Source organism: Pseudomonas sp. IT-P218 (genome assembly GCF_949767605.1).
Classification (GTDB): Bacteria; Pseudomonadota; Gammaproteobacteria; order Pseudomonadales; family Pseudomonadaceae; genus Aquipseudomonas; species Aquipseudomonas putida_AE.
Map to the genome: position 1 here is coordinate 1,067,553 of NZ_CATKQQ010000011.1, position 11,989 is coordinate 1,079,541.

At 58.7% G+C, this 11,989-nt stretch carries 12 protein-coding genes; 10 read left to right on the top strand and 2 right to left on the bottom strand.

The window, feature by feature from the left end; all coding sequences use genetic code 11:
• Positions 1 to 5: 5 nt before the first annotated feature.
• The 6 genes from lpdA (at position 6) to ACM6I6_RS11810 (ending at position 6,817) form a co-directional block, all read left to right on the top strand.
• Positions 6 to 1,442, top strand: a complete 1,437-nt coding sequence (gene lpdA / locus ACM6I6_RS11785) for a dihydrolipoyl dehydrogenase (protein WP_323627668.1) — start codon at positions 6 to 8, stop codon at positions 1,440 to 1,442.
• Positions 1,443 to 1,638: 196 nt separating this feature from the next.
• The gene (gene sucC / locus ACM6I6_RS11790; RefSeq protein ID WP_007919879.1) at positions 1,639 to 2,805 is read left to right on the top strand and encodes an ADP-forming succinate--CoA ligase subunit beta; all 1,167 of its coding nucleotides are present in this window, start codon (positions 1,639 to 1,641) and stop codon (positions 2,803 to 2,805) included.
• Positions 2,805 to 3,686 (top strand): succinate--CoA ligase subunit alpha, encoded by an 882-nt coding sequence (gene sucD / locus ACM6I6_RS11795; protein WP_008082972.1) that lies wholly within the window; start codon positions 2,805 to 2,807, stop codon positions 3,684 to 3,686. Before sucC ends, sucD begins: the two co-directional genes overlap by 1 nt.
• Before the next feature lie 401 nt (positions 3,687 to 4,087).
• Positions 4,088 to 5,401: a branched-chain amino acid transport system II carrier protein gene (brnQ, locus tag ACM6I6_RS11800; protein ID WP_046819380.1), complete on the top strand. Its 1,314-nt coding sequence runs from the start codon at positions 4,088 to 4,090 to the stop codon at positions 5,399 to 5,401.
• 277 nt (positions 5,402 to 5,678) lie between these two features.
• The gene (locus tag ACM6I6_RS11805) at positions 5,679 to 6,416 is read left to right on the top strand and encodes a DUF599 domain-containing protein (RefSeq protein ID WP_414919919.1); all 738 of its coding nucleotides are present in this window, start codon (positions 5,679 to 5,681) and stop codon (positions 6,414 to 6,416) included.
• A complete protein-coding gene (locus ACM6I6_RS11810; RefSeq protein ID WP_323608821.1) occupies positions 6,416 to 6,817 on the top strand; it encodes an MAPEG family protein in 402 nt (133 codons plus the stop codon). The genes ACM6I6_RS11805 and ACM6I6_RS11810 overlap by 1 nt, the downstream gene beginning before the upstream one ends.
• 66 nt (positions 6,818 to 6,883) lie before the next feature.
• On the opposite strand, the gene ACM6I6_RS11815 is transcribed toward ACM6I6_RS11810, so the two are convergent.
• Entirely contained in the window at positions 6,884 to 7,120 is a 237-nt protein-coding gene (locus tag ACM6I6_RS11815; RefSeq protein ID WP_046819383.1) for a hypothetical protein, read from the bottom strand.
• A 158-nt stretch (positions 7,121 to 7,278) separates the two neighbouring features.
• Here ACM6I6_RS11815 and ACM6I6_RS11820 point away from each other — a divergent pair, with 158 nt between their 5' ends.
• The 4 genes from ACM6I6_RS11820 to ACM6I6_RS11835 all read left to right on the top strand — a co-directional run bounded on the left by ACM6I6_RS11820 (position 7,279) and on the right by ACM6I6_RS11835 (position 10,986).
• Positions 7,279 to 7,755 (top strand): PaaI family thioesterase, encoded by a 477-nt coding sequence (locus ACM6I6_RS11820; protein ID WP_274074902.1) that lies wholly within the window; start codon positions 7,279 to 7,281, stop codon positions 7,753 to 7,755.
• Positions 7,752 to 8,204, top strand: coding sequence for a PaaI family thioesterase (locus ACM6I6_RS11825; protein WP_323627662.1), 453 nt, complete (start codon positions 7,752 to 7,754; stop codon positions 8,202 to 8,204). Before ACM6I6_RS11820 ends, ACM6I6_RS11825 begins: the two co-directional genes overlap by 4 nt.
• An 81-nt stretch (positions 8,205 to 8,285) precedes the next feature.
• Positions 8,286 to 10,190 carry a molecular chaperone HtpG gene (htpG, locus tag ACM6I6_RS11830; protein ID WP_408600099.1) on the top strand — a complete coding sequence of 635 codons (1,905 nt, stop codon included), beginning with the start codon at positions 8,286 to 8,288 and terminating at the stop codon, positions 10,188 to 10,190.
• A 67-nt stretch (positions 10,191 to 10,257) separates the two neighbouring features.
• A complete protein-coding gene (locus ACM6I6_RS11835; RefSeq protein WP_274074905.1) occupies positions 10,258 to 10,986 on the top strand; it encodes a dienelactone hydrolase family protein in 729 nt (242 codons plus the stop codon).
• Positions 10,987 to 11,094: 108 nt separating this feature from the next.
• Here ACM6I6_RS11835 and ACM6I6_RS11840 read toward each other — a convergent pair whose 3' ends face one another.
• A complete protein-coding gene (locus ACM6I6_RS11840) occupies positions 11,095 to 11,955 on the bottom strand; it encodes a pirin family protein (protein WP_323608825.1) in 861 nt (286 codons plus the stop codon).
• Between the last annotated feature and the right edge of the window lie 34 nt (positions 11,956 to 11,989).

The window sequence follows — 11,989 nt, forward strand, 5'->3', positions numbered from 1 at the left end:
TTTGAATGTCGCAGAAATTTGACGTAGTAGTGATCGGCGCGGGCCCTGGCGGCTACGTGGCTGCCATCAAGGCCGCCCAACTGGGTCTTTCGACCGCCTGCATCGAGAAGTACACCGACAAGGAAGGCAAACTGGCTCTGGGCGGTACTTGCCTGAACGTCGGCTGCATTCCCTCCAAGGCGCTGCTGGACAGCTCCTGGAAATACAAGGAAGCCAAAGAAGGCTTCGCGATCCACGGTATCAATCACGCTGGCGTGACCATGGACGTGGGTGCAATGGTTGGCCGTAAAGCCACCATCGTCAAAGGCCTGACCTCTGGCGTTGCGACCCTGTTCAAAGCCAACGGTGTGACCTCCATCGAGGGCCACGGCAAGCTGCTGGCCGGCAAGAAAGTCGAAGTCACCAAGCCGGACGGCTCGGTAGAAATCATCGAAGCTGAAAACGTCATCCTGGCTCCAGGTTCGCGTCCGATCGACATTCCACCGGCTCCGGTTGACCAGAATGTGATCGTCGATTCGACGGGCGCCCTGGAATTCCAATCCGTACCTAAGCGTCTGGGCGTGATCGGCGCTGGCGTGATCGGTCTGGAACTGGGGTCGGTGTGGTCGCGTCTGGGTGCAGAAGTGACTGTCCTGGAAGCCCTGGACACCTTCCTGATGGCCGCTGACGCCGCTGTTTCCAAGGAAGCGCTGAAAACCCTGACCAAACAGGGCCTGGACATCAAGCTGGGCGCTCGCGTGACCGGCTCCAAAGTGAACGGCGACGAAGTCGTTGTGAACTACACCGATGCCAAGGGCGAACAGACCATCACGTTCGACAAGCTGATCGTAGCCGTTGGTCGCCGTCCAGTGACCACTGATCTGTTGGCTGCCGACTGCGGCGTGACCCTGGACGAGCGCGGTTTCGTGCACGTCGACGATCACTGCGCTACCACTGTACCGGGCGTCTACGCCATTGGTGACGTGGTTCGCGGCATGATGCTGGCGCACAAGGCGTCCGAAGAAGGCATCATGGTTGTCGAGCGCATCAAGGGCCACAAGGCCCAGATGAACTATGATTTGATCCCTTCGGTTATTTATACTCACCCGGAAATCGCGTGGGTAGGTAAAACCGAGCAGGCCTTGAAAGCTGAAGGCGTTGAAGTTAACGTCGGCACCTTCCCGTTTGCAGCCTCCGGCCGTGCCATGGCTGCCAACGACACCGGTGGTTTCGTCAAGGTCATCGCAGATGCCAAGACAGACCGCGTACTGGGCGTCCACGTGATTGGCCCAAGCGCTGCAGAACTGGTTCAGCAGGGCGCGATCGGTATGGAATTCGGCACCAGCGCTGAAGACCTGGGCATGATGGTTTTCTCCCATCCGACCCTGTCTGAAGCCTTGCACGAAGCTGCTCTGGCAGTGAATGGCGGCGCCATCCACATCGCCAACCGCAAGAAGCGTTAAGACAATAAGAAACCACGGCGGTATGGCCCGTCGTGAGCCTTGCATGCAAGACTCACCGCGGAATATCCGCTGGACGCAGTCTTGCGTAGTTGCACCGGTTGTCCGGAAAGGCTACGCAAGCAGCAGTCACAGGTGGTGCGGCACTTGAACAAGTGCAGCACCGAATGCGCAGTACCTAACGAAGACGGTAATAAGCATGAATCTTCACGAGTATCAGGGTAAGCAGCTGTTCGCTGAGTACGGCCTGCCAGTTTCCACTGGTTACGCAGTAGACACCCCAGAAGCAGCAGCAGAAGCTTGCGACAAAATCGGCGGCAGCGAGTGGGTTGTCAAAGCCCAGGTCCACGCCGGTGGTCGCGGTAAAGCGGGCGGCGTCAAGCTGGTTCGCAGCAAAGAAGACGCCAAAGCCTTCGCACAGCAGTGGCTGGGCAAGCGTCTGGTGACTTACCAGACTGACGCCAATGGCCAGCCAGTCACCAAGATCCTGGTTGAATCGTGCACTGATATCGCTAAAGAGCTGTACCTGGGCGCTGTCGTTGACCGTTCGAGCCGTCGTATCGTGTTCATGGCTTCCACCGAAGGTGGCGTGGACATCGAGAAAATCGCTCACGACACTCCAGAAAAAATTCTGAAAGCCACTATCGATCCACTGGTTGGCGCTCAGCCATTCCAGGGTCGCGAGCTGGCATTCCAGCTGGGTCTGGAAGGCAAGCAGGTTGCTCAGTTCGCCAAGATCTTCGTAGGTCTGGCCAAGCTGTTCAAGGATCACGACCTGGCGCTGCTGGAAGTGAACCCGCTGGTGATCAAGGCTGACGGCGATCTGCACTGCCTGGACGCCAAGATCAACATCGACGCCAACGCCATGTACCGTCAGCCTAAGCTGAAGACTTTCCACGATCCGTCGCAAGACGATCCGCGCGAAGCGCACGCTGCCAAGTTCGAACTGAACTACGTAGCGCTGGAAGGCAACATCGGTTGCATGGTCAACGGTGCTGGCCTGGCCATGGGTACCATGGACATCGTCAACCTGCATGGCGGCAAGCCAGCCAACTTCCTCGACGTGGGCGGCGGCGCTACCAAAGAACGCGTTACCGAAGCTTTCAAAATCATTCTGTCCGACACCAACGTCGCTGCAGTACTGGTTAACATCTTCGGCGGCATCGTTCGTTGCGACATGATTGCCGAAGGCATCATCGGTGCAGTGAAAGAAGTCGGCGTGAAAATCCCGGTTGTTGTTCGCCTTGAAGGCAACAACGCTGAGCTGGGCGCTAAAGTACTGGCAGAAAGCGGTTTGAACATCATCGCTGCTACCAGCCTGACCGACGCTGCTCAACAAGTTGTCAAAGCTGCGGAGGGCAAATAATGAGCGTCCTGATCAATAAAGACACCAAAGTTATCTGCCAGGGTATTACCGGTTCGCAAGGTAGTTTCCACACCCAGCAAGCCATCGAATACGGCACCAAAATGGTTGGTGGCGTTACTCCTGGCAAAGGCGGCACCGAGCACCTGGGTCTGCCAGTGTTCAACACCGTTAAAGACGCAGTAGAAGCCACTGGCGCTACCGCTTCCGTGATCTACGTTCCGGCTCCTTTCTGCAAAGATTCGATCCTGGAAGCTGCCTTCGGCGGCATCAAGCTGATCGTTTGCATCACCGAAGGCATTCCTACCCTGGACATGCTGGACGCTAAAGTTAAGTGCGACGAGCTGGGCGTAGTCCTGATCGGCCCTAACTGCCCAGGCGTTATCACTCCGGGCGAGTGCAAGATCGGCATCATGCCAGGTCACATTCACTTGCCAGGCAAGGTCGGTATCGTTTCGCGTTCCGGCACCCTGACCTACGAAGCTGTGAAGCAGACTACTGACGCCGGTTTCGGTCAGTCGACTTGCGTCGGCATCGGTGGTGACCCGATCCCGGGTTCGAACTTCATCGACATCCTGAAGCTGTTCCAGGAAGACCCGAAGACCGAAGCGATCGTGATGATCGGTGAGATCGGCGGTTCGGCTGAAGAAGAAGCGGCTGCCTACATCAAGGCACACGTGACCAAGCCGGTTGTTTCCTACATCGCTGGTGTGACTGCTCCTCCGGGCAAGCGCATGGGCCATGCTGGCGCAATCATCTCTGGCGGCAAAGGCACTGCAGACGAGAAATTCGCTGCTCTGCAAGACGCAGGCGTTAAAACCGTGCGTTCGCTGGCAGACATCGGCAAGGCCCTGGCCGAGCTGACTGGTTGGGCTGTCAAGTAAGCCTCGCGCTTAGCTGACGCTTCACCAAACAAAGGCCACCTTCGGGTGGCCTTTGTCGTTTCCGGGATTTGCGCAGAGGGTGCCGGCCTCTTCGCGAGCAAGCCCGCTCCCACAGTTGACCGCGTTCCAATGTGGGAGCGGGCTTGCTCGCGAAGACGGACTTACAGGCGACAACCATTTACATGCATAAATGCGACACGGAAATGTCGTGTATCGGATAGTCCGCCCTCTAACAGTGCGTTTACCGCCCAAATTCGTTAGGATACGCGCCATTTTTGCGTCCGCGGCCCACAAGGCTGCAACGCGCTAAAAGGGTTGGTCCCATACGGACCGACAGCATTTCCCTCACCCATAGGGAAATCCCTCTCTAAATTCCGATTCAGTAGTGTGGTATTTCCTTAATGAAAGTGTTGAAAGGCCAGGACATCCTGGCACTTGGTTTTATGACGTTTGCCCTGTTCGTCGGGGCTGGCAACATCATCTTCCCGCCTATCGTCGGTTTGCAGTCCGGGCCTCACGTCTGGATGGCGGCGCTGGGCTTCCTGATCACCGCGGTCGGCCTGCCGGTGGTCACCGTCGTCGCCCTGGCCAAGGTCGGTGGCGCCATGGATGCCCTGAGCAGCCCGATCGGCAAGATCGCCGGTGGCCTGCTCGCGGCGGCCTGCTACCTGGCTGTCGGCCCGCTGTTCGCCACCCCGCGTACCGCGACCGTGTCGTTCGAAGTCGGCCTGGCGCCCCTGACCGGCGAAAGCCCGCTGGCGCTGTTCCTCTACAGTTCCGTGTACTTCCTGGTGGTGTTCTTCATCTCGCTGTACCCGGGCCGTTTGCTCGATACCGTCGGGCGCTTCCTCGCGCCGCTGAAGATCATTGCCCTGGCCGCGCTCGGCATCGCTGCGTTCGCGTTGCCGGCGGGTGACATTGGCCATGCAACGCCGGAATACGTGGCGGCGCCGTTCTCCCAGGGCTTCATCAATGGCTACCTGACCATGGATACCCTCGGTGCACTGGTGTTCGGCATCGTCATCGTCAATGCCATCCGCTCGCGCGGCGTCGAGTCGCCGGCGTTGATCACGCGTTACGCGATCATTGCCGGCCTGATTGCCGGCGTGGGCCTGGCGCTGGTCTACATCAGCCTGTTCCGCCTGGGTTCGGGCAGCCATGAAGTCGCTGCTGGTGCGACCAATGGAGCGGCCGTGTTGCACGCCTACGTGCAGCACACCTTCGGCTCCCTGGGCAGCGGTTTCCTCGCCGTCCTGATCTCTCTGGCCTGCCTGGTCACGGCGGTCGGCCTGACCTGTGCCTGCGCCGAGTACTTCAGCCGGGTGCTGCCACTGTCCTACAAGACGCTGGTGATCATCCTCGCGGCGTTCTCCCTGCTGGTGTCCAACCTGGGCCTGACCAAGCTGATCGCGTTCTCGATCCCGGTACTGACCGCGATCTACCCGCCGTGCATCGCCCTGGTGGCCCTGAGCTTCTGCAAGGACTTCTGGCATGAACAAGGCCGCATCGTCGGCCCGGTGATGCTGGTGTCGTTCATCTTCGGCCTGATCGACGCCCTCAAGGGCGCCGGCCTGGCGGACTGGATGCCGACGCAACTGTCGCACCTGCCGCTCAGCGAGCAAGGCCTGGCGTGGCTGGTGCCGTCGGTGATGACCCTGGTGGTTGCGGTGGTTTGCGACCGTCTGCTGGGCAAGCGCGAAGAAGCGCTGGCTTAAGCGTTGCCGGCCCGCCACGAGCGGGCTTGCAGGCAAAAACAGAAATGCCCCGTATCAATCGATACGGGGCATTTTTTTATGGGGAGATGCGGTGCCTTTTCTTCTGCGCTAACGTCGAAAGACTGCGCAATCCAATTGTAGGAGCGAGCTTGCTCGCGAAGGACGCGAATCATGGCGCGTGTTTTCTGGATAAACGCGTTGCTCTCAGGTTCTTCGCGAGCAAGCTCGCTCCTACAAGGGGTATCGGTGTACCAGCCACTCCATCACAAGGACCTGCATGTCGTTCATCCAAACCAACCTGATCCACATCCTCGCGGCCATCTGGTTCGTCATCTGCTGGGGCGGTTACACCCGCTATGCGACCTGGAAGGGCCGTGACACGGCCTGCCTGGCCAGCGTGCTGCACCTGTATCGCGAAGACTGGATGCGCCGCATGCTCCTGCGTGACAACCGCATCGCCGATGCCAGCGTGATCGGCAACCTGGAGCGCAATGCGTCGTTCTTTGCCTCCAGCACCCTGATTATCCTGGCCGGTATTCTCACGGTCCTTGGGGCGTCGGAAAGGGCGGTGTCGTTGCTGGCGGATATCCCGATGGTGCAGCAGGCATCGCAGGGGATGTCGGAGATCAAGTTGCTTTGTTTGGCACTGGTGTTCGTTTATGCATTCTTTACCTTCAGCTGGTGCATGCGCCAGTACAACTTCGCCGCCATCCTGGTGGGCTCGGCGCCCATGGTCGGCGAGCGTCATGTGTCGGAGCAGGAGCGCAAAGCCTTTGCCAATCGGGCAGCCCGGGTTATTTCCATGGCCGCCAACCAGTTCAACTTCGGCCTGCGCTCTTACTATTTCGGCATGACCATGCTGGCCTGGTTCGTCAGCCCCTGGTTGTTCATGTTGATGAGTGCCGGCGTGGTGTTCGTGCTGTATCGCCGCGAGTTTCACTCCGACGTTCTCGATGTGATGGTCTATACCCCTACAGAGGCGCCATTGCCCGAGGTGAACAAAGAGGCCGCTTGATGAGTATTCCATTCTGGTGCGTGTTTATCAGTGCCGTACTGATTTACGTGGCGCGCATGCCCGTGACCACGGCCATGAAAGAGCAGGGCGGTTACAACAATCACCTGCCGCGCCAACAGCAGGCGCAACTCACGGGGTTGGGTGCGCGCGCGGTGGCGGCGCATCAGAACAGTTTCGAGGCCTTCATATTGTTTGCGGTGGGGGTGTTGATGGCTCACACCACACAAACGGCGGGTTGGCTGATCGACTCGCTGGCGATCATCTTTGTGGTTACGCGAGTCCTTTACCTGCTGTGTTATTGGAAAGACCTGGCCTGGCAACGCAGCCTGGTCTGGCTGGTGGGTTTGATCTGTTCCTTGTTGCTGATGATTAGTCCGACTTTTCGAACGATTTTGCTCTAGCGAATAAATCGCAGGCAAAAGAAAACCCGCACTTGGCGGGTTTTCTTTACCACGCTAAAAACCGGATCAGTTTTTAGGCGCGGCTTCTTTTGCTGCGGCTTCGTTCGATTCAGCCTGAGCTTTGGCGGCTTCGGCATTTTCTTTTGCAGCGTCGTTCACTTTATCCTGAGCTTTGTTCATGTCTTGCTGTGCTTGCTCAGCATGTTCGGCGGCATCTTGAGCTTTGTCCTCGGATTTTTTATCGCAAGCAGCGAGACCGAGGGAAGCGGTCAACATCAAGGCAATAGCAAAAGTCTTACGCATGGGGTGTTTCTCCTTGTGGAAAAGATCTATCTGGCCTTAAGAGCCTTGGCGTCATGGTTAAGTTCCACAAATTATTTCAGATATATAAGTTTGTTCTAACGCGGAACTTTTACCCGGGCTTCTACTTCACTGCCTACTAAACAAGAGTCTTTATCAACATGGCCGAAAACCCCGTTTTTGAGCGTGCGACACGGTTCCTGTCGGCGCTGCGACATTGTTCAGTGCTCGGGTTGCGGGTTCACAGCGCCGGCGCCGAAGGGCTGACCGTAGTGCTGCCATACAGCCCGCAGATCGTCGGCAACCCCCAGACCGGGGTAATTCACGGCGGCGCCCTGACCACCTTGATGGACACCGCCTGTGGCATGTCTACCCTCTGCGTACTGCCTGAGTTCGAAGTCTGCCCGACCCTCGACCTGCGCATCGACTACATGCACGCTGCCGAACCGCATAAGGATGTCTATGGCTTCGCCCAGTGCTATCGGGTGACCACCGACGTGATATTCGCCCGCGGATTTGCCTATCAGGATGACCCGGAGCAGCCGATTGCCCATGTCGTGGGCACTTTCATGCGCATGGGCAAGGGCATCAAGGGGACCAAGGGTTTTGGCGGCGTGATTGCCGGAGGTGCGAAGTGAGCGAGTCGTTCAAGGAGCAACTGCAACAGGCCCATGAGCAGGGCGAATATGCGCCGCTGTTGAACCTGATTCCCTACGCCGGATTGATCGGTGTCGAATGCTCGCGGGTGGGGGACGAGCTGCTGTTTCGCCTGCCGGCCAACAAGGACAACATCGGCAACCCGTTGTTGCCGGCCATCCATGGCGGCGTGATCGCCGGTTTCATGGAGCTTTCCGCCGCGCTGCACCTGCTGGTGGCGACCGGTTCGCCGGGCGTGCCGAAGATCATCGACTTCTCCCTCGATTACCTGCGCGCCGGGCAGTTTCGCGATACCTGGGCCCGTTGCCAGGTGTGTCGCCAGGGGCGCCGGGTCGCCAACGTGGCGATTACCGCCTGGCAAAGCACCGAGGCGGAACCCATCGCCACGGCCCGGGCGCATTTCAAACTTGATGAGCCCTTGAAATCCTGAATGCTGCCCCCAACTCTGATGACAACCCGCCGCCGACCCTGAAGGTCGCGGCTTATGCCATCTGATTGGAGTTTGATGACCATGAGTGTGGAAACTCAAAAGGAAACCCTGGGCTTCCAGACCGAGGTGAAGCAACTGCTGCACCTCATGATCCATTCGCTGTATTCCAACAAGGAAATTTTCCTTCGCGAACTGATCTCGAACGCCTCTGACGCTGTAGACAAATTACGTTTCGAAGCCTTGGCCAAGCCAGAGCTGCTGGAAGGCGGCGCCGAACTGAAAATCCGCGTGAGCTTCGACAAGGACGCCAAGACCGTCACCCTCGAAGACAACGGTATCGGCATGAGCCGCGAAGACGCGATCACCCACCTGGGTACCATCGCCAAGTCGGGCACCGCCGATTTCATGAAACACCTGACCGGTGACCAGAAGAAAGACTCGCACCTGATCGGCCAGTTCGGTGTCGGTTTCTACTCCGCTTTCATCGTCGCCGACAAAGTCGACGTGTTCAGCCGTCGCGCCGGTAGCCCGGCCAGCGAAGGCGTGCACTGGTCGTCCAAAGGTGAGGGCGATTTCGAAGTCGCCACCATCGACAAGGCTGACCGTGGTACTCGCATCGTCCTGCACCTGAAATCCGGTGAAGACGAGTTCGCCGATGGCTGGCGTCTGCGCAACATCATCAAGAAGTACTCCGACCACATCGCCTTGCCGATCGAGTTGCCGAAAGAAGTGGCAGCCGTCGAGGGTGAAGAGAAACCTGCCGTTGAATGGGAAACCGTCAACCGCGCCAGCGCCCTGTGGACCCGTCCGCGTACCGAAATCAAGGACGAGGAATACCAGGAGTTCTACAAGCACATCGCCCACGACTTCGAAAACCCGCTGAGCTGGAGCCACAACAAGGTCGAAGGCAAGCTGGAATACAGCTCGCTGCTGTACGTGCCGGCCCGTGCGCCATTCGACCTGTACCAGCGTGAAGCACCGAAAGGTCTGAAGCTGTACGTGCAGCGCGTGTTCGTCATGGATCAGGCCGAGTCTTTCCTGCCGCTTTACCTGCGCTTCATCAAAGGCGTGGTCGACTCCAACGACCTGTCGCTGAACGTGTCTCGGGAAATCCTGCAGAAAGACCCGATCATCGACTCCATGAAGTCGGCGCTGACCAAGCGCGTGCTGGACATGCTGGAAAAACTGGCGAAGAACGACCCAGAGCAATACAAAGGCTTCTGGAAAAACTTCGGCCAGGTCATGAAAGAAGGCCCGGCAGAAGATTTCGCCAACAAAGAGAAAATCGCCGGTCTGCTGCGTTTTGCATCGACCATCGGTGATGACGGCGAACAGGTAGTCGGCCTGGCCGAGTACCTGGCACGCGCCAAGGAAGGTCAGGACAAGATCTACTACCTGACCGGCGAAACCTACGCACAGGTCAAGAACAGCCCGCACCTGGAAGTCTTCCGCAAGAAAGGCATCGAAGTGCTTCTGCTGACTGACCGTATCGACGAGTGGCTGATGAGCTACCTCAGCGATTTCGACGGCAAGAGCTTTGTCGACGTGGCGCGCGGTGACCTGGACCTGGGCAACCTGGACTCGGAAGAGGACAAGAAGGCCGCAGAAGAAGTCGCCAAGTCCAAAGAAGGTCTGGTCGAGCGTCTGAAGTCTGCACTGGGCGAATCCGTGGCTGAAGTACGGGTATCCCATCGCCTGACCGACTCCCCGGCGATCCTGGCCATCGGCGAGCAGGACCTGGGCCTGCAGATGCGTCAGATCCTCGAAGCCAGCGGGCAGAAGGTTCCGGATTCGAAGCCGATCTTCGAATTCAACCCGGCTCACCCACTGATCGAGAAGCTCGACAACGAGCAGAGCGACGAGCGCTTTGGCGACCTGTCGCACATCCTCTTCGATCAGGCGGCCCTGGCGGCCGGCGACAGCTTGAAAGACCCGGCGGCCTATGTGCGTCGTCTGAACAAGCTATTGGTTGAGCTGTCGGCTTAACTTCGTTGTAGAAAAACCCGCTTCGGCGGGTTTTTTCATTCTGGTGTAAAAAAATCAGGAGTCAGAAATGAGCCAAATCACTGTACGTTCTGTTGCCTATCAGATTGATGGCCAATCCTACGAAAGCCGCCTGGCGTTCGACGCTGATCACAAAGGGCCGCGTCCAGGCCTGTTGATGGCGCCGAACTGGATGGGCGTCGGTGCCGGTGCCGAGGAAATCGCCAAGTCGGTCGCGGCCAAGGGCTACGTGGTGCTGATCGCGGATCTCTATGGTCAATCGGTTCGTCCGCAGAACAACGATGAGGCCGGCGCGGCAATGATGCCGCTGAAGAATGACCGGCCGTTGCTGCGCAAGCGCATGCAGGTGGCGTTCGAACAGTTGCAAAGCCAGGGTGAGGCCGCTGTCGATACGTCGAAACTGGCCACGTTCGGTTTCTGTTTCGGTGGTTGCTGCGCGCTGGAGTTTGCGCGTACGGGTGCGCCCGTGAAGGCGGCGGTGTCGTTCCACGGTACGCTGGATACCCCGGACGTCAATGATGCGAAAAACATCAAGGGCTCGGTATTGGTGCTGCACGGTGCTTCCGATCCGTTGGTGCCTAAGGAGCAGCTGCCGGCTTTCGAGGATGAAATGAATGCCGCGGGCGTGGATTGGCAGCTGCTGAGCTACGGCGGCGCGTTTCACTCGTTCACCGATCCCCATGCGAACGTACCGGGCATGATGATGTACGACGCCAAGGTCGCCGCTCGGGCCTTCACTTCGATGCACAATCTGCTGGATGAAGTGTTCAAGGGCTGATTGCGATAGTGCCGGCCTCTTCGCGAGCAAGCCCGCTCCCACATTGGAATGCGGTCAACAGTGGGAGCGGGCTTGCTCGCGAAGGCGATGTGAAATTCACAAAAAGTCTTAAGGAAGTTCGATCCGCTCAACTTCCCCCGGCACCGTCGGCCAATCTCCGGCCGCCCAACGCCGGCGCGCTTCATCGATGGCTGCCGGGTCGCTCGCCACGAAATTCCAGTTGATCCGCCGCGGCCCATCCAGCGGCGCACCCCCGAACACCACCGCATGACTGTCGCTCTCGGCGAACAACGTCATCTCTTCCCCAGCCGGCAACACCACCAGCGAATGCGGCTCTACCGTCTCGCCATCCAGCTGCACGTCACCGCTCAAGACATACAGCGCGCGCTCTTCATGCTCGGTAGGAATCAGCAGGGTTGTCGCCGTTTGCAGGTTCAATTCGGCATACAGCGTCGGAGAAAGCACCGGAACCGGCGATTCGAGGCAAAAGCCCGAGCCGGCGATCATGCGGATCTTCACCCCGAGGTTTTCGCTGACCGGCAGCGTGGCAGCGGGGTGGTGGCTGTAGTGTCCGGGGCCCTGTTCCTTGTCTTTGGGAGAAGCCAGCCAGATCTGCAAACCGTGCATCGTAAAGCCGCTGTCTTTTAGCGCGTCGGGCGTGCGCTCGACATGAGCGATGGCGCTGCCGGCGGTCATCCAGCTGACATCCCCGGCATTGACCACCTGGTCCGAACCGAGGCTGTCCTTGTGTTGCAGCTGGCCTTCAAACAGGTAGGTGAGTGTGGAGAGACCGATATGTGGATGCTGGCGGATGTTCATGCCCGTGCCCGCGGCATAACGGGTTTCGAGCATGTGGTCGAAAAACACGAAGGGCCCGACATTGCGGCATTTGGCAGACGGCAACGGGCGAAGAATCGGCTGGCCTTCGACATCTTCGGCGCGGGGGCGGATCACGAGCGGAGTGTTCATGGTGCGTTCCAGGCTGAGCGGGTAATGCGTCGAG